Here is a 24,183-nt window from a genome sequence, read left to right on the forward strand (position 1 = left end):
GCGCTCCTTGGCCCCGGCGATCACGCGGTCCGCGCGAGCAGGCTTTTCAGATCGATCGCGGTAAAGCCCTCCACGCCGACGCCCGAAGCGAGCGCCCGCAGCGGATTGCTATCGGTGACGAGCGCATCGGCGGAGGCAGCCGCTGCGACCGCGTGGACCGCGCCGCCCAGTTCGTCGGCGCCCGGCGCCCGGCCGTCGAGGGCGCGTTCGCGCGCCAGCGCGAGCGCCGCGCCGGTCCACATCCGCACGCTTTTTACCCGGAGCAGCTCGTTGATCCCGCGCGCCTCGCACTGCGTGGCGACGCCCGCCTGCCCCGCGAGCGCCGCGGCGATACGTGGCGCCTGCTCGCGCAGGTATTCGTCGAACCCGCCCGACGGCGCGGCGCTTGCCGCTTGCAGGCCGGCGATTTCAGCGCCGAGCGATTCGCGCTGGCGGCGCGCGACTTCCAGCGTCTGGAGGAAATCCTCGTCCAGCTCCTCGCCGTCGCTTTCGAGCAGGGCGGAAATTCCGGCGCTCACCGCGTTTTGCGGCTCGCCGCGCAGGATCGGGCTTGCCGGTTGGCCGCTGGTGGCGAACGAGCGCACGTCGTCGAGCAGCAGCTCCTCGGCGGGCTTGAGCAGAGTGCGCGGACTGCTCACCGAAAGCAGCATCCGGATCTGCGCGGCGCGCGCCTGCGGAGCGGCCTTGCGCGCAAGCAAAATTTCTTCGAGCGTATGGATGCTCAGCGGGATCGAAAATGCGCGGCCGTAGATCGCCGCGCGCAGGGCGGCGATGTCAGCCGCGGTACAGCCGACCTTGCGGTAGAGATGGTCGAAAGCGTCGGGGGCGAGATAAACGACCATCGTTGCCCTCGCTGCGCTACGGCTCGGGACTGGCGGGCAGGAAGGTCTCGCCCATCAGCCAGGCGTCGACCGCGCGCGCGCATTCGCGCCCTTCCCAGATCGCCCATACCACCAGCGACTGGCCGCGCCGGGAGTCGCCTGCCGCGAACACGCCCGGCACGCTCGACATGTAGTTCTCGCACAGCACGTTGCTGCGCGGGTCGAGCTGCACTCCCAACTCGCTGATGAACCCGTCGGGCTCAGGGCCGAGAAAGCCCAGCGCGAGCAGCACCAGGTCGCACTCGAGGATGAAATTGCTCCCCGGCACCTCCTCCATCACCATCCGCCCGTTGTCCTGCTTCCACTTGAGCTTGACGCCTTCGAGCGCCTTGAGCACGCCGCCCTCGCCGATGAAGCGCTTGGTATTGATGCTCCAGTCGCGCAGCACGCCCTCCTCGTGCGAGGTCGAAGTGCGCAGGATCATCGGCCAGTCCGGCCACGGCATCGCAAAGGTCCGCCGCTCGGGCGGCATCGGCAGCAGTTCGTACTGATAGACCAGGCGCGCGCCCTGGCGGTTGGCGGTGCCCAGGCAGTCGGAGCCGGTGTCGCCGCCGCCGAGAATGACGACCTTCTTGTCCTTGGCCGTGATCGAAAGCGCGGGATCGATCGTATCGCCGGCGTTGCGCTTGTTCTGCTGCGGCAGAAACTCCATCGCGAAGTGCACGCCCTTAAGCTCGCGCCCGGGGATCGGAAGGTCGCGCGGTTTGGTCGCGCCCATCGTGAGCACGATCGCGTCGTGCCTGGCGCGCAGGTCGTCGGCGTGGAGATCGACGCCGACGCGGCAGCTGGTGACGAACTTCACGCCCTCGGCGCGCATCTGCTCGATGCGTCGGTCGATGTGGTGCTTCTCGAGCTTGAAGTCCGGGATGCCGTAGCGCAGAAGGCCGCCGATCCGGTCGGCGCGCTCGTAGAGCGTCACCTCGTGGCCCGCGCGGGCGAGCTGTTGCGAGCAGGCGAGCCCGGCCGGCCCCGAGCCGATCACCGCCACTCGTTTGCCGCTTTTGCGCGCCGGCGGCTGCGGCGCGACCCATCCCTCGCTCCAGGCGTGGTCGATGATGTTCTTTTCGAGGAGCTTGATCGTGACCGGGTCGTTGTTGATGTTGAGGACGCAGGCCTCCTCGCATGGCGCCGGACATACGCGGCCGGTGAACTCGGGAAAATTGTTGGTCGAGTGCAGCCGCTCGAGCGCCTCGCGCCAGCGCCCACGATAGACGAGATCGTTCCAGTCGGGGATGATGTTGCCGAGTGGGCAACCCTTGTGGCAGAAGGGGATGCCGCAATCCATGCAGCGCGCGCCCTGCGCGCGCAGCCTGTCCTCGGGCATCTTGAGATCGTACTCGCGCCAGTCGCGCAGCCGCTCGGCCACCGGGCGGCGCGCCGGAGTCTCGCGCAGGATCTCCATGAAGCCGGTGATCTTGCCCATCTAAACTTGCTCTCCCTTCAAACGCATAGCGCACTTTGCAGCTCGGCAATCCGAGCGGCCTCCGCCTCTTCCTTAAAGGGAAAGGCGGGCAGAACGGTTCGGAAGCCCGCCGGCGCACGGTAAAGACGCGCGCCAACGCAAAAAACCGGCGCTCTACACCGCGGCCAGGCGCGCCATGTCGTTGCTCGCGCCCAGATGCTGGCGCTCGAGCACCTGCCGGTACTCGGTGGGCATCACCCTGACGAACTTGCCGACCCAGGCGTCCCAGTCGGCGAGGATGTGCTCGGCGCGCTTGCTGCCAGTGTACTGGTGATGGCGCACGATCAGCGCATGAACGCGCTTTATCTCCTCGGCGTCGCTGAGCGGTCCCAGCTCGACCATCCCGGTGTTGCAGCGCGAGCCGAAGCCGCCGTCCTCGTCGAGCACGTAGGCGATTCCGCCGCTCATCCCGGCCGCGAAGTTGCGCCCGGTGCGCCCGAGCACGACCACCAGTCCGCGTGTCATGTACTCGCAGCCGTGGTCGCCCACGCCTTCGACCACTGCGGTCGCACCGCTGTTGCGCACCGCGAAGCGCTCGCCGGCAACGCCGGAGAAGAACGCTTCGCCGCCGGTTGCGCCGTAGAGCGCGACGTTGCCGATGAGGATGTTTTCCTCGGCCTTGAAGGTGGCCTCGCGCGGCGGCCGCACCGCCATGAAGCCGCCCGACAATCCCTTGCCGCAGTAGTCGTTGGCGTCGCCTTCGAGGTAGAGCGCGACGCCCGGCGCCAGCCACGCGCCGAAGCTCTGCCCGGCCGAGCCCTTGAGATGGATCCGAATCGTGTAGGGCGGCAAACCCTGCTCGCCGAAGCGGCGCGACACCTCGGAGGAGAGGATCGTGCCCACGGTGCGGTTGACATTGCGGATCGGGAGGTTGACCTCGACCGGCTTGCGATGTTCGAGCGCGTCGCGGCAGAGCTCCAGGAGCTGCTGGTCGAGCGCCTTGTCGATTCCGTGGTCCTGCTTCTCGACGCAGTGCAGCGGCTCGTCGGGGCCGACCGGCGGGCGATAGAGAATCTGGCTCAGGTCGACGTTGCGCGCCTTCCAGTGCTGGATCGCCTCGTTGGGGTCGAGGCATTCGACGTGTCCGACCATCTCGGCCAGCGTGCGGAAGCCGAGTTTGGCCATGTACTCGCGCACTTCCTCCGCGATGAACATCATCAGGTTGACCACGTGCTCGGGCCTGCCCTCGAACTTCTTGCGCAGCTCGGGGTCCTGAGTCGCGATCCCGACCGGGCAGGTGTTGAGATGGCACACCCGCATCATGATGCAGCCCGAGGCGACCAGCGCCGCGCTGGCGAAGCCGAACTCCTCGGCGCCGAGCAGCGCGGCGATGGTGACGTCGCGCCCGGTCTTGAGCTGGCCGTCGGTCTCCACATGGATACGCCCGCGCAGCCCGTTCATCACGAGGATCTGCTGGGTCTCGGCGAGCCCGAGCTCCCACGGGATGCCGGCGTGCTTGATCGACTGGAGCGGCGAGGCGCCGGTGCCGCCGTCGTGGCCGCTGATCAGCACCACGTCGGCCTTGGCCTTGGCCACGCCGGCGGCGATCGTGCCGACGCCGACCTCGGCCACCAGCTTGACGCTTACGCGCGCTCGCGGGTTGGAGTTCTTGAGGTCGTGGATGAGCTGGGCGAGGTCCTCGATGGAGTAGATGTCGTGATGGGGCGGCGGGGAGATCAGGCCCACCCCTGGCGTCGAGTAGCGGATCTTGGCGATGAACTCGTCGACCTTGTGGCCGGGAAGTTGGCCGCCCTCGCCGGGCTTGGCGCCCTGCGCCATCTTGATCTGGAGCTCGTCGGCGTTGACCAGGTACCAGCTCGTCACCCCGAAGCGCGCCGAGGCGACCTGCTTGATCGCGCTACGCCGCCAGTCGCCGTTGGGATCACGCACGAAGCGCGCGGGGTCCTCACCGCCCTCGCCGGTGTTGGACTTGCCGCCGATGCGGTTCATCGCGATCGCGAGGTTCTCGTGCGCCTCCTTGCTGATCGAGCCGAACGACATTGCGCCGGTCTTGAAGCGCTTGACGATCTCGGAGGCCGGCTCGACCTCCTCGAGCGGCACCGGCGGGCGGTCGAATTTGAACTTGAGCAGGCTGCGCAGGGTGGCGAGGTTGCGGCTGTGCTCGTCGATGAGCCGCGAGTATTCCTTGAACAGCTTGTAGTTGCCCGAGCGCACCGCGTGCTGAAGCTTGGCGATGGTGTTCGGGTTGTACATGTGGAATTCGCCGCGCCGGCGCCACTGGTACTGGCCGCCGACCTCGAGCTCGCCGTCGAGGTTGGGCATGATCTCGAAGGCGCGGCGATGGCGATTGCGGGTCTCGCGCGCGATAGCCTCCAGCCCCACGCCGCCGACGCGCGACGCAGTCCAGGTGAAGTAGCGCTCGACCAGCTCGTGGCTTAGCCCGATCGCCTCGAAGATCTGCGCTCCGCGGTAGCTCTGCACGGTCGAGATCCCCATCTTGGAGGCGACCTTGATCATGCTTTTGACCACCGCCTTGTTGAAATGCTCGACGGCCTCCTCCTCGCCGATGCCCTTCAGCACGCCCTCCTCGATCATCCGCGCCATCGTGGCGTAGGCGAGGTAGGGATTGACCGCGCCGGCACCGTAGCCGACCAGCAGGCAGAAGTGCATCGCTTCGCGCGGCTCGCCCGACTCGACCACGATGCCCGCGCGTGTGCGGGTGCCCTCGCGGATGAGATGATGGTGGACGGCGCCGGTCGCGAGCAGACTCGGAATCGGCGCGAACTCCTCATTTACCCCGCGGTCGGAGAGCACGATTATCGTGTGGCCCTGCGCGATCGCGTCCGAGGCGCGCCGGCACAGCTCGTCGAGCGCGGCGCGCAGTCCCGCCTCGCCGTCGTCCGCGCGGTACAGCGTTGAGAGCGTGACCGTGCGCAGCCCCGGCATCGCCAGCCGCTTGATCTTCTCCAGCTCGGCGTTGGTCAGCACGGGAGCGGCGAGCTTGAGCTGGCGGCAGTGCAGCGGGGTTTCCTCGAACAGGTTCTGCTCGGCGCCGATCGTGGTGATCGCCGAGGTCACCATCTCCTCGCGGATCGGATCGATCGGCGGATTGGTGACCTGGGCGAAGAGCTGCTTGAAGTAATTGAACAGCAGCGGCGAGCGGTCCGAGAGCACGGCCAGCGGCGTATCTGTGCCCATCGAGCCCACCGGCTCCTGCCCGTTGACCGCCATCGGGGCGAGGATCATTTTCAGCTCTTCGATCGTGTAGCCGAAAGCCTGCTGTTGCTTGAGCAGGTCGTAGCCTTCGAAGCCGGCGATCGCGGGCGCGCTGGGCGGCTCGGGCAGCTCGTCAAGCGCGACCAGGTTTTGCTCCAGCCACTGGCGGTACGGCTTACGCGCCGCCATCGTTTCCTTGATTTCCTCGTCCTGGACGATGCGGCCTTCGACCGTATCGATGAAGAACATGCGGCCGGGCTGGAGGCGGCCCTTGTAGGCGACCTGCGCGGGCGGAATGTCGAGCACGCCGGTCTCCGAAGCCATCACGACCAGTCCGTCCTTGGTCACCAGGTAGCGCGACGGGCGCAGGCCGTTGCGGTCGAGCACGGCGCCGATGCGCCGGCCGTCGGTGAAGGCGATTGAGGCGGGGCCGTCCCACGGCTCCATCAGGCAGGAGTGGTATTCGTAGAAGGCGCGCTTGGGCGGGCTCATCAGCGCGTCGTTCTGCCACGCCTCCGGGATCATCATCATCATCGCGTGCGGCAGCGAACGCCCGGTGCGCACCAGCAGCTCCAGGCAGTTGTCGAACATCGCCGAGTCGCTGCCGTTGGGCTCGATGATTGGCAGCAGCTTGCGCATGTCATCGCCGAACAGCGGCGAGACGAACTGCTTCTGCCGCGCCGCCATCCAGTTGATGTTGCCGCGCAGCGTGTTGATCTCGCCGTTGTGGCACAGGAAGCGGTAGGGATGGGCGCGGTCCCAGCTCGGGAAGGTGTTGGTCGAGAAGCGCTGATGCACCATCACCAGCGCCGTCTTGACCGCCGCGTCGCCGAGGTCGGGATAGAACTGCGGAATCTGATGCGAAATGAGCTGGCCCTTGTAAACGATGGTCGCCGCCGAGAGGCTGCACACGTAGAACAGCTCGCCCTCGGCCAGGCCTAGTGCGGCGGCCTCGTTGGTGACGCGCTTGCGGATGACGTAGAGCTTGCGCTCGAGCGCCTCCTGGTCCGCGACCGCGTCGCCGCGCCCGATGAAGACCTGGCGGATCGCTGGCAGCCCGCGGCGCGCGATGTCGCCGCAGGCGCTCTCCACGATCGGCACCGTGCGCCAGCCGAGCAGCTTCTGCCCCTCCTCGCGCACCACCCGATCGACGAGCGCCTCGGCGGCCCTGCGCCGGCCGGCATCGAGCGGCAGGAAGATCTGTCCGACGCCGTACTCGCCCGGCTGGGGCAGCGCGAAGCCCAGCTTGTCGGCCTCACGGGCGAAGAACTCGTGCGGAATTTGCATCAGGACACCCGCGCCGTCGCCGGTGCGCGGATCGCATCCACAGGCCCCGCGGTGGGTGAGGTTGTCAAGCACCCGGAGGCCCTTTTGCAGGATGTCGTGCGAGCGCTCGCCCTTGATGTTGACGACAAAGCCAACACCGCAGGCGTCGTGTTCATGCGCCGGATCGTAAAGGCCTTGTGGCCGCGGGATGCTGTGTCGTGGATGCATCGCTATAACCTTTTCGTTTCTGCCGCGCCGTTCTTGCCGTGGCCGTGATGATGGCGATGGCGCCGGCCGTTGCCTGCCTCCGCATGTCCTTCGCCGTGAACGGCGATCTGCGTGCGTTCGGTATGGGTTGACAGCACCACCATCGTCTCGGTCCGGGTCACGCCCTCGATCAGCCGGATGGTGCGGATGAGCTCCTCAAGGGTTGAGGTGTTGGAGGTTTTAACCTTGAGCAGGACGGTGTGCTCGCCGGTGACGTGATGGCATTCGAGCACGTCGTCGAGCAGCTCGACGGTCTGCTCGAACAGTCCGATCGTCTTGGGGTGGCCGATCGAAACGCCTATAAAGGCGGTTACGTCCTTGCCCAGGCGCTTGGCGTCAACCGCGGCGTGGTAGCCGGTGATGATGCCGCTGTCTTCGAGCTTCTTGACCCGTTCGATAACCGATGGCGCCGACAGCCCCACCTGCTCGCCAAGCTTGACGTGCGCGATGCGGCCGTGCTCCTGCAGGATCGAGAGGATCTGCAGGTCGATCGCGTCGAGCTCGGGGGCCTCTCCGCCTAATTTCATAAGGAAAACCTCACTGCGGAGAGCCGAAGCTATCAGACCGGACGCATTTGTCAAGGGTTTCTTAGGACGACGCGACAGCGAAGCGGCATTTACGAGGGATCGCCGCTCGCAATCCTAATATTGCACGGCCAATGAGTCGATTAGCCTTATCTTGACTGCTCAGAAGGCGTAGAGGCAAGCGCCGGGCGCGGATGCCACGGCGCGCGGCGGTCACCCGTCTCAATCGGCACCGCCGGGCGTGCGCCGGTGGGTCGAGCATTTGCGCAAAAGCGCGTTTCGTATCACAGTGGCGCTTGAGCGAAGCCTGCCGCGGGGCTTCGCGAATCCAGCCCTGGAGGGTCCACGATGGGTCTCCCGAACGGAGTACACCACATCGCGATCTGCACCAAGGACATCAAAAAGCAGATCGAGTTCTACAGCCAGGTGGTGGGGATGGAACTGGTCGCGCTGTACTGGATGCACGGCGTGGAGAAAACCTTCCACGGCTTCGTCAAGATGGGCAACAGCTCGATCGCGTTCGTCCAGTCGCCCGAGATCGGCGAGATTCAACCGATTAAGGGCGTGTCGCACGCCGCGTGGACGGCGGCGCCGGTCGCCGCCGGCGTGATGCAGCATCTGGCGCTGAACGTCGATGACGAAGCCGCACTGCTCGCGATCCGCGACCGCGTCCGCTCCCACGGCCACTGGGTGATGGGGCCGATCGATCACGGCTTCTGCAAGTCGATCTATCTCGCAGCGCCCGAAGGCATCATGCTCGAGTTCTCGACCTCCGAGGGCAAGCCGATCGACGCCGAAGCGTGGATCGATCCCGAGGTTGTGCGGCTGGCCGGAATCCATCCGAGCGAGCTGGAGCGCTACAAGAACCCGCCCTCCTTCGAGTCGCGGGGCGGCGCCGTGCCCAATCCGAAGCTCGACAAGCCGCCGATGGAATTCCCTCTGGGGCGCTGGGAGAAGCTCTCGCAGATGAGCGACGCGGAGCTCACGGCGGCGCTGAGCCAGCCGACGCCGCCCGTTGTGCGCAAGAACTAGGGCCTGCCGTATTTGACCTGGCCAGGGGTTTTCGGGCCAGGTTTCGGCTTATCGCCCGGCCTGGGTACGCAAGCCGCGCGCGCGGCGAGTCTTACCGACAGCCGAGGCGAAAAGCCTAATCGACCTGCTGGCTGCCGCGTTTAACCTCTTGAAACATCGTGGCACTACTCATGCCGCGACAGTCACCCGTATGCCCCCCGCGCTCCTGTCCAAAAGCATGCGCAACGCGCTTTACGCAGGAGTAAAATATCCGGTAGAAGGACGCAGCCTGGAAATCGGGACGAGAGCCCGAATCGCCATGCTCATGCAGGCGCCGACGACTGAAGAACGGAGGTAACGCTACGCTGCTCCAGCCTCTGATGGGCGAGTCCTTTATTGATTTCGCCCAACACCTCTCCCGCTTGCTCTGCGACCCGCTCTTTTATGGCACGGATACCATCCGCGGCGAGGGCACGCCGGTGCTGTTGATTCCCGGATTTTTCGCCGGCGACTGGTCGCTGGCGACGATGGCGCGCTGGCTGGCGCGCGTGGGCTACCGGCCCTACCTCTCCGGCATCGACTGGAACGTCGGATGCCCCAACGAGAAATCCGAGCGCCTGGGATGGCGCCTGGCGCATCTGACTGACGAGTGCGGCGCACCCGCCGTGCTGGTCGGCCACAGCCTGGGCGGCGTGCTGGCGCGCGCGCTGGCCACGACCTCGCCCGAGCGTATCTGCCGCGTGATTACGCTCGGCTCGCCCGCGCGGATGGACTGGAACGTGGTGCGCGCGCGCTACCGGCCGGCGATGCGCGCGTTCCAGACGCTGTGGCATGCGCTGAACAACCTGCCGTCGCAATGCGGCACCGAGCGCTGCGGCTGCCGCTTCGGTGGCGCCGTCGCCGGGGACTTCCCGCGCAAGGTCCAGCTCAGCTCGATCTACACACGCGAGGATGAGGTGGTCGATTGGCGCGCCTGCGTCAGCGCCGACGGCACCAACCATGAAGTGTCCGGCGGGCACGTCAGCATGGTCGTCAACCGCGAGGTTTATCGCCTGCTGGTATCGCTGCTCCCACGACGCGGCGCCGAACGCCAATCTGCGCGCGCCTCTGAGAGCCCCGCCGTCTAGCCACCTATCCCTTCATCGCGATTGCGTCGCCCGCGCGCCAGGGGTTAGCATCCGCTCCGCCCCAAGGAGGCGCGCGCGCCATGAGCAAGGAGCCGTTCACCGTCGCGGTCCCCGACGACACGCTGAATGATTTGAAGGAGCGGCTGAAACGGACGCGCTTTGCGCCCGACTTCGCCAACGATTCCTGGCAGTACGGCACCGCTACCGCCTACCTGCGGCAGCTCGTCGAGTATTGGATCGACGGCTACGACTGGCGGCGCGTCGAGCGCGCGATCAATTCCTTCCATCACTACATCACCCGCATCGAGGGCGTCCCGATCCATTTCATCCACGAGCCTGGCCGTGGCCCGCGCCCGATTCCGATCATTATGACTCACGGATGGCCGTGGACGTTTTACGACTTCCACAAGGTGATCCGCCCGCTCGCCGACCCCGCCGCCCACGGCGGCGACCCGGCCGACGCCTTCGACGTTGTGGTGCCCTCGTTGCCGGGCTACGGGTTCTCGACGCCGCTGACCACGCCGGGCGTCAACTACTGGCGCACGGCCGATCTGTGGGTCGCGCTGATGCGCGAGGTGCTCGGCTACAAAAAGTTCGCGGCGCAGGGCGGCGACTGGGGCGCGCTGGTCTCCGCGCAGCTCGGACACAAGTACGCCGAACTGCTTTACGGCGTGCACCTCCATCTGCTCGTCCCGCTCACCGCGTTTGCCGGCGGGATGCCGGAGCGTTCGATGTACGGTCCGGGCGAAGAGGGATGGTACGAGCGGACGATGACGTTCTTCCACGAGGGCAGCGGCTACTCGGCGATTCAGCTCACCCGCCCGCAGACCATCGCGCACGCGATGAACGACTCGCCCGCCGGCCTGTGCGCATGGCTGGTCGAGAAGCGGCGCGCGTGGAGCGACTGCGGCGGCGACCTCGAGCGGCGGTTCAGCAAGGACGATCTGCTCACCACGATGACGCTCTACTGGGTGACCCAGAGCTATGGGACCTCGGCGCGCTACTACTACGAGGCGGCACACAATCCGTGGCGGCCCGCGCACGAGCGCAAGCCGGTGGTCGAGGCGCCGACCGCCGCCGCGGTTTTTCTCAAGGAGATCATCCTGATGCCGCGGCGATGGGCCGAGGGCTACTACAACCTCAAGCGCTGGACGGTGTTCCCCTCGGGCGGCCACTTTGCCCCGATGGAAGAGCCGGATAAGCTGGTCGAGGATATCCGCGCGTTCTTCCGCCCGCTGCGCTGACGCGGGCGTTTGCGACGTGGGCGAACCGAAGCCGTCAATTCATCGCGACGCCGACCACGAGTCGGCCCATGACGGCGCCGTGCGAGCGCGGACGGCGACGCCGCGGCTGCATCGCCATGTCGGCGCGCGCGACGGCCTTCCCCTTCATCTGGTCTTCGACGCCGACGATACGTTGTGGGATTCCAACATCCATTTCCTCGAAGCCGAGGCCGAGTTCGTCGCTGCCCTGGTCGCGGCCGGCGCCGGTACGCACGAAACCGTGCGTTCGACGATGCGCCGGCGCGAGCTGGAGATCATACGCAGCCACGGCTATGGACGCGAGCCGTACGTCGTCCTGATGCGCCGGGTCGCCGCCGAGCTTGCGCCGGCGATGGCGCGCGCGGCCCTGGCCGCCGCCGCCGAGCGCATCGGCGCGCATCTGATGGGCCGTCATTGCGAGCTGCTGCCGGGGGTCGAGGCGACAATCGCCGCGCTCGCCGGACGCCATCGCCTGGCGCTGTTCACCAAGGGCCGGCGCGACGAGCAGTTGCGCAAGCTCGAGCGCTCGGGCCTGGGCCGCCATTTCAGCCACGTCGAAGTCTCGCCGGAAAAGGATGACGCGGCCTACCGGCGGCTGGTCGAGGCGGCGGCGCTGGATCCGGCGCGCGCCTTCATGATCGGCAACAGCCCGCGCTCGGATATCAATCCCGCGCTGCGCGCCGGCCTGCGTGCGGTCTTCATCCCGCACCCCCATACCTGGGAGCTGGAGCACGAAGAGGTCGATTTCGGCGACGAGCGGGTGACCGTGCTGAGCAACTTTCGCGCCCTGCTGGAAATATTCTAAAATTCCGGTTCCGATGGCGAAGGCGGGCTCTTTCGCAAGCGTGATCGATGTTGACGCCGCGGCGGCCGAGGGCAAACCCCCGCCGCGCGCGCGCCGCCCCCGCCCGCCGGTTCCACTCCGCCCGCTCCATCGCATCTGGCGCCGCACGCTGGACGAGATCGACGTCGCGCGCGTGCGCCTGCCGGTGCGCGGGCTGCCGGCGGCGCTCGAAGGCCTGGTCGCCTGCCAGCTCAGCGACTTCCACGTCGATCGCGACGAGGACCTCGAACGGCTGATCCTCGCGGTGCGGGCGACCAACCAGCAGCATCCCGACTTTGTGTTCCTCACGGGCGATTACTTCACCGGGCCGCAGACGATGCGCCATTATCTCGATGGCTTTCGCGACGCGCTGCGGATGCTCGCGCCGCGCCTCGGGGTCTTTGCGGTCGCCGGCAACCACGACCACTGGTCGTCGTTCGAGCGGATCGCCGAGGCGCTCAGGCTCGCCGGTGTCCGCGTGCTCGCCAACGAAAGCCATCGCGTGGCCCTCCGCGGGGAGACGCTGGTGGTGGTCGGGATCGATGACCTGTGGTCGCGCCGCGCCGAGCCCTCGCGCGCGTTTGCCAAGGTGCGGCCGGGCGAGTGCACGGTGGTGCTCGCTCACAATCCCGATACCGCCCTCTACGCGCGCCATTTCAATCCGGGTGTGATGCTCTCCGGGCATACGCACGGCGGCGTGGTGCGCCTGCCCTACTACGGCTCGCCGCTCAAGCTGCTCAGGATCGGCAAGGAGTTTTACGCCGGGCTCAACCGCTACCGCGACTTCTATATCTATACGAACCGCGGACTGGGGACCTACTGGCTGCGAATCCGGATCAACTGCCGGCCCGAGGTCTCGCATTTCCATTTGACGCCGCTTGCCGACAGCACGCAGGCGGCGTCGGAGAGCTCCGCGGTCGCAGCCGCCGCGACCAGCACGCACGGGCATCCAGCGCGGCGAATCCGGCGGCCGTTGCGGCGGCTTCGGAAGCGGGCCTAAGCGGTCGCCCGAGGCGCTCTGCGCAGCCGCGCGCGCGCAAACATCGGCGCGGAAGATGGAACGTCCCACGGTGGCAATCGCCGGCGGCTCGGGTTTTATCGGCCGGGCAATCGTGCGCCGGCTCGGCGACGCCGCCCGCCTGCGCGTGCTGACGCGCCATCCCGACGCCGCCCGCGCGCGTATTCCCGGCACCGGCGCCGAATTCGTGCAGGCCGACGTGACCGATCCCGCCTCGCTGGAGCCGGCGATGGCCGGGGCGCAGGTCGCCGTTAACGCCGCGCAGTTTGACGGCTACCCGGTCGAGAATCCGCGCCAGGGGCTGACCTTCGAGCGCGTGGACTACGGCGGAACGGTCGCGATGCTGGCGACGGCGCGCAGGACGGGGGTGGCGCGCTTCATTTACATCAGCGGCGCCGCCGCCGACGAGAACAGCAGTCAACCGGGCTTTCGCGCCAAGGGGCGCGCCGAGCGCGCGATTCGGGACTCCGGAATCGATTACACGATCTTCCGCCCCTCGCTGGTTTACGGCGCGGAGGATCGGGTTACCAATATGCTCGCGCGCGCGCTGCGTTACGCGCCGGTCTTCGCGGTCCCCGGTACGGGACGCCAGCGCGTGCAGCCGGTGCTGGTTGACGATCTCGCGGCGTGCGTCGCGATGGCGGTCGGGGGGAGCGGCCGCAACGGCGTCTTCGACGTCGGCGGGCCGGAGGCGATGACGTTCGAGGAGATGGTGCGGCTGATCATGGAGCTGACCGGATGCCATCGGCCGATCGTTCGGATGCCGGAAGCTCTGATGCGCCTGGGCGGCGCGCTCGCCGAGGGGCTGAGCGCAGTCCTGCCGCGGCCGGTGTTTTCGCGCGACGCGGTCGATTTCCTGCTCGCCGACAACGCCTGCGATATCGCGCCGCTGCTCGCCGAGTTCGCGATCCGGCTCACCCCTGCGCGCGCCGGGATGGCCTACCTGAAGGCCGCGCACTGACTCGGTGGTGTGGCTTTCTTCGGCGGCGCACGCTTCGGTTTGGGCAACCGACGCACCCCCGGCCCCTTCTCTGAAGGGAAGCGGAGTAAGAATCATTTGCGATGCGGCTGGCCTTCTTCAGTGAGACGCCCGGCCCCAGCAAGAGGAAACCAGCCGCACCGCTACGCCGCGCGCCGCCAGGCGCGGCCCTCGTAACCGAAGCGGAAGAGCCCGGGGTGGATTATCTCGGCCAGGATCTCCAGCGACTCGGCGATTCGCGGCCCGGGCCGGTTGAAATACTGGCTGCCCTCGGCGGCGAAAACCCGCCCCTCGCGCACCGCGCGCATCGCCGCCCATCCGGGACGCGCGGCCAGCGCCGGCAACTCCTCCAGCGTGCGGCGCATCGTGAACCCGCACGGCGCGGCCACGATTAGGTCCGGGTCGGAGGCCACCAGCGCGTCATAGTCGAGGCCGCCCGAATGCTCGCCGGGCGCGCCGAAGAGATTTTCGCCGCCCGCCATCTCGACCAGCTCGGGCATCCAGTTGCCCGCCGCCATCAGCGGGTCCAACCATTCGATGCAGGCGACGCGCGGCCGCTCGCGTATCCGGCGCGTGCGCGCGGCGACCGCGTCCATCCGTGCGCTCAACTCGCCGACGACGGCGGCGCCGCGCGCCGGCTGACCGAGCGCGCGGGCGGCGCGCTCGATGTCGGCGAAGATGTCGCTCAGGCGGTACGGCTTGAGCGAGACGATCCGCGGGCGCTCGCCCAGCCATCCCGCAACCGCCTCCTCGACGTCGCGCTCGCTCACCGCGCATACTTCGCACTGCGATTGCGTGACGATTACGTCTGGCGCCAGCTCGCGCAGCTTGCCGGTGTCCACCCGATAGATGGACAGCGCATCGCCGACGATCCGCCGCACCTCGCGATCGACGTCGGCGCTCGGTCGCTCGGGGTTGAACTTGGGCGCGGTGAGCACGGGCAGGCGCTCGACCCCGGGCGGGTAGTCGCACTCATGCGAGCGGCCGACCAGGTCGGCTTCAAAGCCGAGCGCGCATACGATCTCGGTCGCGCTCGGCAGCAGGCTTACGATTCGATGCATGCGCGTCTCCCTGATGCGTGGGGCTGGGCTTGAGAGTACTGCGGCGCGCGCCGGGTGTCAGCACGACGGCGCAACTCCCGCAGTCGCGGGCGGGCTTGGCGATTGGCGTAATCCGCGCGCGCTGCGCTATACAACGGGCAAACCATGGAGGATCGCACGATGGTCCACATCCATTATTTCATCACGCGCAAACCCGGGATGGACGAAGCGGAGTTCCATCGCTACTGGCGCGAGACCCACGGACCGATTGCGGCGCGCATCCCGCAGCTGCGCCGCTACGTCCAGAGCCATCGCATCCCCGCGCCCAACGCCAACTCGCCCTACGACGGCGAAGCCGAAGTGTTGATCGAGTCGCTCGACGCGATTGCGGCTTTGCGCCGCAGCCCTGAGTATCTCGACGGCGCGCTCGCCGACGAGCGCAACTTCATCGACCTCACGCGAGTCGAGTGGATGGCGACGCAGGACCACGTGATCAATGACGGTCCGACCGGGGCCGGCCTTATCAAGGGGATCTGGCAGCTCAAGCGCAAGGCCGGCATGGCACTGGAGGACTTCCGCAAGTACTGGATCGGCGTGCATGGACCGCTCGCGCTCAAGCTGCCGGGTCTCGGCCGCTACGTCCAGTCGCATCTCATCGACGAGGCGTACCTGTACGCGGAGCCGCGCTTCGACGGTGTCGCCCAGCTCTGGTTCAGGAATGCCGAGGAGTTCGCGGCGGCCTTCGCCGGAGCCGCGGGCAAGGCGTTGCTCGCCGACGGCGCAGAATTCATCGACACCGCCCAGATGCGATTTTTCATGGCGCAGGAACACGTCGTGATCGCCGCGCGCTGAGCGGGGCGCGCGCGGACCGGTCATCCACATTTTCGGAGGGTTCACAATGGCAGGACTGTTACAGGGCAAGGTCGCTTTGGTAACCGGCGCGGCGAGCGGAATCGGCCGGGCCTCAGCCTTGGCCGCCGCACGCGAGGGCGCCAGAGTGCTGGTGGTTGACGCGGTGCCCGCCGGCGAGGAGACCGTGGCTCTAATCAAGAGAGCGGGTGGCGAGGCCGCGTTCCACAAGTGCGACGTGACGCGTGCCGCCGAGGTCGAAGCGACGGTGGCGGCGGCGGTCAAACACTTCGGCCGGCTCGACTGCGCGCACAACAACGCCGGTATCGCGGGGCGCCAGCTCAAGACCGCCGACGACACCGAGGAGAACTTCGACCGCGTCATCGCCGTCGATCTCAAGGGCGTATGGCTGTGCATGAAGTACGAGATTCTCCAGATGCTCAAGCAGGGCACGGGCGGTGCAATCGTCAACACTGCGTCGGCGGCGGGACTGGTCGGCTCGCACGGGATGCCGGCCTATACCGCGGCCAAGCATGGCGTGGTCGGACTAACCAAGGTGGCGGCGCTGGAGTACGCGCGCAACGCGATCCGGGTCAACGCCGTGTGCCCTGGCGTGATAGACACCGCCATGGTGGCCGAGATCAGTGGCAGCCATCCGCGGATGCGCGAGAAGCTGCTGGCGGCGGAGCCGGTGCGCCGGATGGGCAAGCCAGAGGAGATCGGCGAGGCGGTGGTGTGGCTGATGTCCAATTCGGCGTCATTCGTAAGCGGGGCCGCGATGCCGGTCGACTTCGCCCTCACGGCGCAGTAGCCGGGAGCAAAGGAGCGCGGTCGGCCTTCAGATGCGGGCTGCGTCGTCTCCGACGCGGCCCGCGTTTTTTCGCGATAAATGTCACTCCGCTCGACAAATAAACATTACTAGAAGCGTATTGACATCAATTGCATAGAGGAACTACCCTATTCTGCGGGATGCCTCAACTGAACGGCGATTTGCGCACGGTGCCGGGTGACGGGAGAAGGAAATAAGTCATGTACTACAGCCATTTCGGTCTTAGCGGGCCGCCCTTCCAACTCACCTCCTCGCCTGCCGCGCTCTACATGAGCAAGGAGCATCGCGAGGCCTACGCCGCGCTGGAGTGGGGCCTGCTTCACGAATCGAGCGGATTCACCGTGCTGGTTGGCGAGGTCGGCACGGGCAAAACCACGCTGGTACTCGCGATCCTCGCGCGCGAATATCAGAACGTCCGTCCGATTTATCTCAACAACCCGAAGCTTAGCTTCGAGGAGATGCTGAAGGTCATCCTCAAACAGCTCGGGCTCAAGGCGCAGCGGCGCAGCCGGCTCGCCGACCTGGAGGCGTTCGGCGGCTTTTTGCTCGAGCTGCCCGCCGGCGAGCGCGTCGTGATCATCATCGACGAAGCGCAGGACTTGAGCGACGAAACGATGGAGCAGCTGCGGCTGCTCTCCAACAGCGGCAAGCCCGACGAAAAGCAGCTCCATTTCTTGTTCGTCGGGCAGCCCGAACTGCTGCGCCGGCTGAGCAGCCCGTCGCTGCGCCAGCTCGACCAGCGTATCGGCGCGCGCTCGGTACTCAATCCGCTCCAGTCCGGCGAAGTGCGCGAATATATCGACCAGCGCCTGCAGGCCTGCGGCGGCAGCGCGAAGCGGGTTTTCCGTTCGGGTGCGCTGCGCCAGATAGTCCGCCACAGCGCCGGAATTCCGCGCCGCATCAACGTGCTCTGCCACAATGCGATGCTGCTTGCGTACTCGGCCAACGCGCCGCTGGTGGATGCGCAGATGGTGCAGGCCGCGGTCACCGAGTACGACGGCCTCTTCGCGCTCAAGCGTGCCCGCGCGACCGGCAGCGCAACCGGGATGCGCCGATGGTTGAGCCGCGCCCTGGAATCGACAGGGCTCAGGCTGCTCGCATGGTCGCGCGCGCTCAATCCGCACGACGCGCGAGCACTGGAGGCAGGTTCGAGCGCCGCATCGCCGGAGCCGGCGCAGGCGTGCGCGGTAGCGCTGGAAAAGCCGGAGTCGCTGGCTAGCTAGTCAAATCACTTCGAGCGGCCGGCTTCCGGCGCGGCAAGCGGCGCCTCGCCAGGCGGACTCAGCGCTTCGACCGCCTTGTCGAGGCGGCCGGCCTCCTCGCGCACCGCGCGCATCCCGCGCATCGGCTCGAGATCGCGCAGCACCACCAGCAGACCGGGTGCGGCCGGCCCCTGGCCGACAACGAAGGTCGATACGAGGAAGTGCGCGCGGCCGGCGGCGTCGCCCAGCTCGATCGGCACGTCGTTGACGCCCGTGTTGGCGTTGAGCGCGGTATCGATTACCCGCACAAGCGCATTCGGCGCGCCCATCAGCGCTTCGAGCCGTTTGCCGAGCGCAAGGCCGCCGGCCGGCAATCCCAGCCGCCCTTCGGCCTCCTCGTTGGCGAACAGGATTGCGCCTTCGCGATCGAGGAGCAGCAGCGCGTCGTTGATCGTGCGGAACAGGCCCAGGAGCCGGCCGCGTTCGGCCTCCCATCGCTCCTGGTTGAGTCGGATGCGCTGCGAGAGCTGGTTGAATTTGGCGGCGAGCGCGCTCAGCTCGCCAGTTCCGCCGACTTCGACGCGCACGTCCTCGCGCCCGACCGTCATCTCCTCGACGCCGGTGGTGATCGCCGCGAGCGGATTGAGCACCAGGCCGCCGAAGATCGCGCCGCCAAGCAAGCCCAATGCGACCGCGGCCGCCGCCGCGAGCAGGATTTGGCCGAGTGCACGGTGAACCTCGGGCGAGATCAGGCTGGTCGAGATCCCAATCGCGATGAGTGCGAGCGGCCTGCCACCGACCTCGACCGCGCGGCTGAGCTCGTACGTGCGCGGCGTCCATAGCGCGTAGATCTTGGCCAGCGGCCAGCGTCCGGCCGCGATCGCCAGGAGCTCCTCGAACGGCGGAAAGGGATGGGCGGGACGTGGCGCGCCGGCGCCCGCGCCGAGCAGGATCGTGCCGTCGAGCTTCTCGACCCGCACATAAACCACACCCTTGCCGAAAGCCTGCGAGGAATCGATAAACGCCCGCATCGCGGGGTCGCCGCGCACCGCGGCCGCGACCTCGGCGGTCGTGAGGTTGGGGACGGCGCGCATCTGTTCGAACGCCTGCGCCATCAGGAGTGCGGCCGAGTCGCCCAGCCCGTCAACCATCACCGCCATCGTGCGGTCGATCTGGAGCACGGTCGCGGCGACGATAGGAACGATCAGGAGGACGAGGAAGATCGCGGCAAACTTCGCGCGCAGGCTCATCGCGCTTGGCCCTCAGCACTCACCGCCGGCCGCCCGTTCCTCCCCCCGCCCATCGCCGCGCCCTAGCCTCGGCGCCGGTCAGGTGAACATCGCGGCGAGCCCCTTTGGGCGCACCAGCTTGCCCGCCGGCTTCATCTCCTGCGCCAGTTGCTTCAGGCGCCCCCTGAAGACTTCGAGTTCCGCCGCTTGCCGGCGCTCGAACTCCCCGCGCTCGACTTTGAGCTCGCCGCGCTCGAAGGCCTCGCGCGCCCGCTTGCGCGCGCCCCAGAATTCCTCGAACACGCGCCGCGTGCCCCTGGCGATCGTCGTGTTGGGCACCCACGAGCCGTTGCAGTGCGGGCAGTGGAAAACGACACCGGCGTGGAAGTGGCGATAGGGCACGCTGAAGTCTTTTCCGCAGTCCTTGCAGACGATCGGCACATCCCATCCGACGGGATCGAACTCGTCAACCGGCTGCGGCCTGGGCGGCCGCGCGGGCGGAGTCGGCTGGGCCGGTGTTGCCTTGGCGGGGGTCGGCGCGCCCGGCGCCGCGGTCGGCCTGACGGCCGGTTTGAGCGCGGGGGCGGCAGCCGCATCAGCAGTCGGCGCCGCTGCCGACGGCGCGGGCGGCGTGGTGGCGGAGTTTGCCTGCGACGCGCCGCTGTTCTCCCGTGGGTCCTCGCTCGCCATTGTAAGTTGCGCGCCGATTCGGGGCGCTTGCCAGGAAAGGAATCTATCAACGGCCGTACGAGGCGGCAATTGCACGAGTTTGCCGCTGAGCGGGCGGCGCAATCCGATCGCAGCGCCGCGCGGTGCGGCCTCTTTGTCCCCTGTTGTCGGTATGCGATTTCGCCGCGGTCGCGTCGGCTCGCACCGGTTGCGCTTTCAGCTTTTAACCTCTTGCCGGATTTGACTATATTCGGGCCAGCATCAAGCCAAGGGGCGCGCGCGCCACTCATGGATCTGAATTTCACAGCCGAAGAGGAGCAATTCCGCCGCAAAGTCCGCGCCTGGCTGGAGGAAAACGTCCCGCTAAGCGGTCTGCGCGGCGCGGACCCCAACGCGACCCGCGACGCAGGATCGATCGAGAAGGCCAAGGCCTGGCAGCGCCGGCTCTATGAGGCGGGCTACGTCGCGCTCGCCTGGCCCAGGGAGTACGGCGGCCAGGAACTCGACCCGGTGCGCCAGTCGATCGTCAACGAGGAGATGGTGCGGGCGCGCGCGCCGGGACTGATCGGCGCGATGGGGATCGGGATGTTCGGGCCGACCCTGATCAGCTGGGGGACCGAGGAGCAGAAGCGCCGCTACCTGCCGAAGATTCTGACTGCGGAGGAGATCTGGTGCCAGGGCTACTCGGAGCCCGGCGCGGGATCGGATCTGGCCTCGCTGCGCACGCGCGCCGAGATCGTCGGCGACGAGTTCATACTCAACGGGCAGAAGGTGTGGACCTCGGGCGCGCACTACGCGGACATGATGTTCTGCCTGGTGCGCACGGATCCCGCGGCGCCCAAGCATCGCGGGATTTCCTACATCCTGGTCGACATGCATTCGCCCGGGATCACAGTGCGTCCGCTGATCCAGATGACCGGCGCGCACAACTTCAACGAGGTCTTTTTCGACAACGTGCGGGTGCCGCGCGCCAACCTGGTCGGCAAGCTCAACGAGGGTTGGCTGGTCGCCAACGCGACGCTCTTCCACGAGCGCAACATGCTCGGCTCGACCGCGACCTCGCAGCAACTGTTCGGCCGGCTGGTCGCGCTCGCGCGCACGATTCGCCGCAACGGGCGTCCGCTGACCGCCGACCCGCTCTTTCGCCAACGCCTCGCCGATTTGGAGGTGCGGGTCGAGGCGATGAAGTACCACATGCTGCGCCAGCTCTCGGACCAGATGCGCGGGCGCAATCCGGGTATCGAGGCGATGGTCAACAAGCTGGTCGGTACCGAGCTCAACCACGACATTTCGACCGCCGCGATGGAGGCGATGGGCGATTACGCGATGCTCGCGCGCGGGGAGGACGAGGCGATGGATCGAGGGTTCTGGCCGTACGAATGGATGTTCTCGCTGGGGCTCGTGATCGGCGGCGGCACCTCGCACATCCAGAAGAACATCATCGCCGAGCGCGGGCTCAAGATGCCGAAGTCGCGCTAGCCGCCCAGGCCCCGGCCTGGCCGGGGACCGATACGAACGATTGCATATGAAATGAAAGGGCGGCGATGGATTTCGGACTGAGCGACGAACAACGCCAACTGCGCGACAGCGCCCGCCAATTTCTGAGCAACGAGTGTCCGCCCGCATACGTACGCAAGACGATGGCGGACGAGGCCGGCGCCGCACGCGAGCTGTACGCCGCGCTCGCGCGGCTCGGATGGAACGGACTGATCGTTCCCGAGCGCTGGGGCGGGGCCGGCCTCGGCATGCTCGACATGGCGGTGCTGCTCGCCGAGATGGGTTACGCGGCGATGCCCGGGCCGTTCCTGTTCTCGGCCGCGCTCGCCGCCGCCGCGCTCGTCCACGGCGGCTCAGAAGGGATCAAGGAGCGATGGCTTAGGCCGCTCGCCGCGGGTGAGGCGACCGGCACCGTCGCGATAACCGAACGCGCGGACAGTCTCAACCCGGCCGAGCTGGCGGCGACGGCGCGGCGCGAGGGTGCGGGATGGGTGCTCAACGGGGTCAAGATGTTCGTCCCCTATGCGCATCTGGCGGACTTCATCGTGACTGCCGCACGTACCGGGCCGGGCCCGCGCGACGCGGGCCTCTTCGTGGTCGAAAACGGCGCGCGCGGCATGCGAATGCGGATGCTGAAGGGCCTCGACCTGACACGGCGCGTGTGCGCGCTCGACTTCGACGCGGTGATCGTGCCGCCCGCGGCCGAGCTCGCGGGCGGCGCGGATCTATACGCCCGTCTGCTCGACCAGGGCGCGGTCGCGATCGCTGCCGACTCGTTGGGTGGGATGGACCGCGCGCTTGAGATGGCGGTCGAGTACTCCAAGGTGCGCGAGCAGTTCGGCAAGCCGATCGGCTCCTTCCAGGCGCTCAAGCATGCGGCGGCCGAGATCGTCGCGGAACTGGAGCCGGCGCGCGCGCTGCTGTGGTACGCGGCCTACGCGCAGGACGCGCTGCCGCAGCAGGCGGCACGGGCGGCGGCGATGGCCAAGGCGCGGCTCAGCGACATCTACATGCGCGGCACCGACCGTGCGGTGCTGATGCACGGCGGGATCGGGTTCACTTGGGATCACGACATCCATTTGTGGTTCAAGCGCGCGCGCTTCAACGAGTCCTGCTTCGGCTCGCCGGGCTACCATCGCGAGCGCGTGGCGGCGCTCAGTGGTTACGACGCATGAAGTTCGACCTGTTCTACCAGTTGCCCGCGGCGGCCACCCAGGACCCCGCCGAACGTTACCGTGAGCTGATGGCCGAGGCGATCGAGGCCGATCGGCTGGGCTTCGACACCCTGTGGCTGGCCGAGATTCACTTCTCGCCGCGCTTCTGCACGCTGCCGGTACCGACCCTCCAGCTCGCCGCAATCGCCGAGCGCACCACCCGCCTGCGCCTGGGCATCGCGGTCCACCTGCTCCCGCTGCACCATCCCGTGCGCCTGGCCGAGGAGATCGCGACGCTCGACGTGCTCTCGGGCGGACGGGTTGAATTCGGCGCGGGGCGCGGCGCGTTTCCCAACAACTATCACGGCTTCGGCGTCGATATGGGGACCAGCCGCGAGCGCTTCGAGGAGATGCTCGCGCTGGTGCGCAGCGCGTGGAGCGACGAGCGGCTGACCTTTCACGGCCGCTTTTACGAGCTCGACGACATCGAGGTCTTTCCCAAGCCGGCGCAGCGGCCGTCGCCGCCGATTCGGCTCGCCGCCAACAGTCCCGACACCTTCCGCTTCGCCGGCGCCAACGGCTACCCGATCTTCGCCGGCGGTCCGGTCAACCCCATAAACGTGCTGCCCGAGCGGTTGGCGATCTACCACAGGGCGCTCGCCGAGGCGCGTCTGTCCCTGCCCTCGGACTGGCTGGCGGCGCTGTTCCTGACCTTTGTCGGCCAGAGCCGCGAGGCGGTGCGCGCGACGATCGAGCAGAGCCTGATCAACTATTTTCGCACTGTCTCGGAGATGATCCGCCCTGAGAGCATCGCCGTCCCCGAGGACTACGAGCGGGTGGTGGAACGGACGCGCTCGATGCGCTACGAGACGGTCGAGTCGCTGATGGCCGTGTTCGGCGAGCCCGAGCGCTGCGTCCATCGGATCGCCGCGCTGCGCGAGCAGTTCGGGTTTACCCGGATGGTGTGCTGGTTCGAGACCGGCGGACTCAGCGGCCATCGCAACGTGATCGAGGCGATGCGCCTGTTCGCCGAGCACGTGATGCCGCACTTCAAGTAGAACGGCCGAATCGAAGGAGGACGCCGCCATGTTCACCAAGAGCTGGACCAAAACGGCAGGGGAAATCCGCCGCATCGAGGAGCGGCTGCGCGCGCCCGTCTTCGCCGACGCGCGTTGGCTGAGCGTGCAGTACCTCACCCGCCCGGAGATCATGCGCGAGGTGCTGCCGCCGCCGCTGGAAGCGGCGGCCGAGCCCCTGGTGACCGCCGGGATCGGCACGCTTGGGCGCTCGAACTGCGTGGGCGCGTTCGACGGCGGGATGCTGTGCGTGCGCGCGCGCTACAAGGACGTCGAGGCCGACTATTGCCTGGCGATGCCGATGTCCACCGACGTCGCGATTATCTTCGGGCGCGAGCTGTACGGCGAGCCCAAGAAGCAGGCGCACGTCGAGTTCAACAGCGACGGCGATGTGGTGCGCGCCAGCGTCTCGCGCTTCGGCGTCCCCTACATGGCGCTCGAAGCGCGGCTCACGGACAAGGTGCCGATCGACGGGCCGACCCACGCCGATCGCTTCCATTTCAAGTTCATGCACGCCGCCAACGGCGCGGGGCTGGAGTTCGACCCCATTCTGGTCCACGCCCACTTCACCCAACACGTCCGCACCCATCGCCGCGGGGCCGGCAAGGTGATCTTTCGCCCCTCCCATCACGATCCGCTGGCCGAGATCGAAGTGGTCGAGCTGCGCGGCGCGACCTACTTCGAGGGCGACATCCACGCCGAGGCGCGCCGGCTGGCGACGGTCGAGGCGGCGCGCTTCATGCCCTACGCTTTCCAGAATATCGACGACTACAGCGCCGTCGAGTAAGCGGCGGCGCCTTCAGAATCCCGCCCCGGCCTTTCGCTGCAAAGGCGCAGGCGA

The 24,183-nt window shown here is 67.6% G+C and carries 20 protein-coding genes; 13 read left to right on the plus strand and 7 right to left on the minus strand.

Annotated features, from left to right (window positions below; translation table 11 throughout):
* Positions 1-20 precede the first annotated feature (20 nt).
* The 4 genes from VFB33_03495 to VFB33_03510 form a co-directional block, all read right to left on the minus strand.
* Positions 21-842, minus strand: a complete 822-nt coding sequence (locus VFB33_03495) for a hypothetical protein (protein ID HZO80735.1) — start codon at positions 840-842, stop codon at positions 21-23.
* Positions 843-858: 16 nt separating this feature from the next.
* Positions 859-2,304, minus strand: coding sequence for a glutamate synthase subunit beta (locus VFB33_03500; GenBank protein HZO80736.1), 1,446 nt, complete (start codon positions 2,302-2,304; stop codon positions 859-861).
* 153 nt (positions 2,305-2,457) lie between these two features.
* Positions 2,458-7,014 (minus strand): glutamate synthase large subunit, encoded by a 4,557-nt coding sequence (gltB, locus tag VFB33_03505; GenBank protein ID HZO80737.1) that lies wholly within the window; start codon positions 7,012-7,014, stop codon positions 2,458-2,460.
* A gap of 2 nt (positions 7,015-7,016) precedes the next feature.
* Positions 7,017-7,580 (minus strand): Lrp/AsnC family transcriptional regulator, encoded by a 564-nt coding sequence (locus tag VFB33_03510; protein HZO80738.1) that lies wholly within the window; start codon positions 7,578-7,580, stop codon positions 7,017-7,019.
* A gap of 345 nt (positions 7,581-7,925) precedes the next feature.
* Here VFB33_03510 and VFB33_03515 point away from each other — a divergent pair, with 345 nt between their 5' ends.
* The 6 genes from VFB33_03515 (at position 7,926) to VFB33_03540 (ending at position 13,779) form a co-directional block, all read left to right on the plus strand.
* The gene (locus VFB33_03515) at positions 7,926-8,609 is read left to right on the plus strand and encodes a VOC family protein (protein HZO80739.1); all 684 of its coding nucleotides are present in this window, start codon (positions 7,926-7,928) and stop codon (positions 8,607-8,609) included.
* Between the two features lie 359 nt (positions 8,610-8,968).
* Entirely contained in the window at positions 8,969-9,715 is a 747-nt protein-coding gene (locus VFB33_03520) for an alpha/beta hydrolase (protein ID HZO80740.1), read from the plus strand.
* Positions 9,716-9,795: 80 nt separating this feature from the next.
* On the plus strand, positions 9,796-10,959 hold the full coding sequence (locus tag VFB33_03525) for an epoxide hydrolase (protein HZO80741.1): 1,164 nt from the start codon (positions 9,796-9,798) through the stop codon (positions 10,957-10,959).
* 16 nt (positions 10,960-10,975) lie between these two features.
* On the plus strand, positions 10,976-11,782 hold the full coding sequence (locus VFB33_03530) for an HAD family hydrolase (protein ID HZO80742.1): 807 nt from the start codon (positions 10,976-10,978) through the stop codon (positions 11,780-11,782).
* A gap of 13 nt (positions 11,783-11,795) precedes the next feature.
* A complete protein-coding gene (locus tag VFB33_03535; protein ID HZO80743.1) occupies positions 11,796-12,800 on the plus strand; it encodes a metallophosphoesterase in 1,005 nt (334 codons plus the stop codon).
* Positions 12,801-12,855: 55 nt separating this feature from the next.
* On the plus strand, positions 12,856-13,779 hold the full coding sequence (locus VFB33_03540) for an NAD(P)H-binding protein (GenBank protein ID HZO80744.1): 924 nt from the start codon (positions 12,856-12,858) through the stop codon (positions 13,777-13,779).
* 161 nt (positions 13,780-13,940) lie between these two features.
* Here VFB33_03540 and VFB33_03545 read toward each other — a convergent pair whose 3' ends face one another.
* The gene (locus VFB33_03545) at positions 13,941-14,858 is read right to left on the minus strand and encodes a cobalamin-binding protein (protein HZO80745.1); all 918 of its coding nucleotides are present in this window, start codon (positions 14,856-14,858) and stop codon (positions 13,941-13,943) included.
* A 159-nt stretch (positions 14,859-15,017) separates the two neighbouring features.
* On the opposite strand from VFB33_03545, the gene VFB33_03550 reads away from it, so the two are divergent.
* The 3 genes from VFB33_03550 to VFB33_03560 all read left to right on the plus strand — a co-directional run bounded on the left by VFB33_03550 (position 15,018) and on the right by VFB33_03560 (position 17,738).
* The gene (locus tag VFB33_03550) at positions 15,018-15,689 is read left to right on the plus strand and encodes an EthD domain-containing protein (protein ID HZO80746.1); all 672 of its coding nucleotides are present in this window, start codon (positions 15,018-15,020) and stop codon (positions 15,687-15,689) included.
* Positions 15,690-15,735: 46 nt separating this feature from the next.
* Positions 15,736-16,497 (plus strand): glucose 1-dehydrogenase, encoded by a 762-nt coding sequence (locus VFB33_03555; GenBank protein HZO80747.1) that lies wholly within the window; start codon positions 15,736-15,738, stop codon positions 16,495-16,497.
* Between the two features lie 218 nt (positions 16,498-16,715).
* Complete coding sequence (locus VFB33_03560; protein ID HZO80748.1) at positions 16,716-17,738, plus strand: AAA family ATPase; 1,023 nt, start codon at positions 16,716-16,718, stop codon at positions 17,736-17,738.
* A 5-nt stretch (positions 17,739-17,743) separates the two neighbouring features.
* Here VFB33_03560 and VFB33_03565 read toward each other — a convergent pair whose 3' ends face one another.
* Entirely contained in the window at positions 17,744-18,967 is a 1,224-nt protein-coding gene (locus VFB33_03565) for a HAMP domain-containing protein (GenBank protein ID HZO80749.1), read from the minus strand.
* Positions 18,968-19,045: 78 nt separating this feature from the next.
* Positions 19,046-19,636, minus strand: coding sequence for a hypothetical protein (locus VFB33_03570; protein HZO80750.1), 591 nt, complete (start codon positions 19,634-19,636; stop codon positions 19,046-19,048).
* A 267-nt stretch (positions 19,637-19,903) separates the two neighbouring features.
* On the opposite strand from VFB33_03570, the gene VFB33_03575 reads away from it, so the two are divergent.
* The 4 genes from VFB33_03575 to VFB33_03590 all read left to right on the plus strand — a co-directional run bounded on the left by VFB33_03575 (position 19,904) and on the right by VFB33_03590 (position 24,129).
* Positions 19,904-21,094: an acyl-CoA dehydrogenase family protein gene (locus VFB33_03575; protein HZO80751.1), complete on the plus strand. Its 1,191-nt coding sequence runs from the start codon at positions 19,904-19,906 to the stop codon at positions 21,092-21,094.
* A gap of 65 nt (positions 21,095-21,159) precedes the next feature.
* A complete protein-coding gene (locus tag VFB33_03580) occupies positions 21,160-22,287 on the plus strand; it encodes an acyl-CoA dehydrogenase family protein (protein ID HZO80752.1) in 1,128 nt (375 codons plus the stop codon).
* Positions 22,284-23,324: an LLM class flavin-dependent oxidoreductase gene (locus VFB33_03585; protein ID HZO80753.1), complete on the plus strand. Its 1,041-nt coding sequence runs from the start codon at positions 22,284-22,286 to the stop codon at positions 23,322-23,324. The genes VFB33_03580 and VFB33_03585 overlap by 4 nt, the downstream gene beginning before the upstream one ends.
* Before the next feature lie 28 nt (positions 23,325-23,352).
* Positions 23,353-24,129, plus strand: coding sequence for an acetoacetate decarboxylase family protein (locus VFB33_03590; GenBank protein ID HZO80754.1), 777 nt, complete (start codon positions 23,353-23,355; stop codon positions 24,127-24,129).
* Positions 24,130-24,183 lie beyond the last annotated feature (54 nt).

The organism is Candidatus Binataceae bacterium, from assembly GCA_035650475.1.
Lineage (GTDB): Bacteria > Desulfobacterota > Binatia > Binatales > Binataceae > JAKAVN01.

What these genes read in the sequence shown, in the direction of transcription:
- VFB33_03495 (HZO80735.1), bottom strand. Translation starts at nt 842, where the DNA reads ATGGTCGTTTATCTCGCCCCCGACGCTTTCGACCATCTCTACCGCAAG.
- VFB33_03500 (HZO80736.1), bottom strand. Translation starts at nt 2,304, where the DNA reads ATGGGCAAGATCACCGGCTTCATGGAGATCCTGCGCGAGACTCCGGCG.
- gltB (HZO80737.1), bottom strand. Translation starts at nt 7,014, where the DNA reads ATGCATCCACGACACAGCATCCCGCGGCCACAAGGCCTTTACGATCCG.
- VFB33_03510 (HZO80738.1), bottom strand. Translation starts at nt 7,580, where the DNA reads ATGAAATTAGGCGGAGAGGCCCCCGAGCTCGACGCGATCGACCTGCAG.
- VFB33_03515 (HZO80739.1), top strand. Translation starts at nt 7,926, where the DNA reads ATGGGTCTCCCGAACGGAGTACACCACATCGCGATCTGCACCAAGGAC.
- VFB33_03520 (HZO80740.1), top strand. Translation starts at nt 8,969, where the DNA reads ATGGGCGAGTCCTTTATTGATTTCGCCCAACACCTCTCCCGCTTGCTC.
- VFB33_03525 (HZO80741.1), top strand. Translation starts at nt 9,796, where the DNA reads ATGAGCAAGGAGCCGTTCACCGTCGCGGTCCCCGACGACACGCTGAAT.
- VFB33_03535 (HZO80743.1), top strand. Translation starts at nt 11,796, where the DNA reads ATGGCGAAGGCGGGCTCTTTCGCAAGCGTGATCGATGTTGACGCCGCG.
- VFB33_03540 (HZO80744.1), top strand. Translation starts at nt 12,856, where the DNA reads ATGGAACGTCCCACGGTGGCAATCGCCGGCGGCTCGGGTTTTATCGGC.
- VFB33_03545 (HZO80745.1), bottom strand. Translation starts at nt 14,858, where the DNA reads ATGCATCGAATCGTAAGCCTGCTGCCGAGCGCGACCGAGATCGTATGC.
- VFB33_03550 (HZO80746.1), top strand. Translation starts at nt 15,018, where the DNA reads ATGGTCCACATCCATTATTTCATCACGCGCAAACCCGGGATGGACGAA.
- VFB33_03555 (HZO80747.1), top strand. Translation starts at nt 15,736, where the DNA reads ATGGCAGGACTGTTACAGGGCAAGGTCGCTTTGGTAACCGGCGCGGCG.
- VFB33_03560 (HZO80748.1), top strand. Translation starts at nt 16,716, where the DNA reads ATGTACTACAGCCATTTCGGTCTTAGCGGGCCGCCCTTCCAACTCACC.
- VFB33_03565 (HZO80749.1), bottom strand. Translation starts at nt 18,967, where the DNA reads ATGAGCCTGCGCGCGAAGTTTGCCGCGATCTTCCTCGTCCTCCTGATC.
- VFB33_03570 (HZO80750.1), bottom strand. Translation starts at nt 19,636, where the DNA reads ATGGCGAGCGAGGACCCACGGGAGAACAGCGGCGCGTCGCAGGCAAAC.
- VFB33_03575 (HZO80751.1), top strand. Translation starts at nt 19,904, where the DNA reads ATGGATCTGAATTTCACAGCCGAAGAGGAGCAATTCCGCCGCAAAGTC.
- VFB33_03580 (HZO80752.1), top strand. Translation starts at nt 21,160, where the DNA reads ATGGATTTCGGACTGAGCGACGAACAACGCCAACTGCGCGACAGCGCC.
- VFB33_03585 (HZO80753.1), top strand. Translation starts at nt 22,284, where the DNA reads ATGAAGTTCGACCTGTTCTACCAGTTGCCCGCGGCGGCCACCCAGGAC.
- VFB33_03590 (HZO80754.1), top strand. Translation starts at nt 23,353, where the DNA reads ATGTTCACCAAGAGCTGGACCAAAACGGCAGGGGAAATCCGCCGCATC.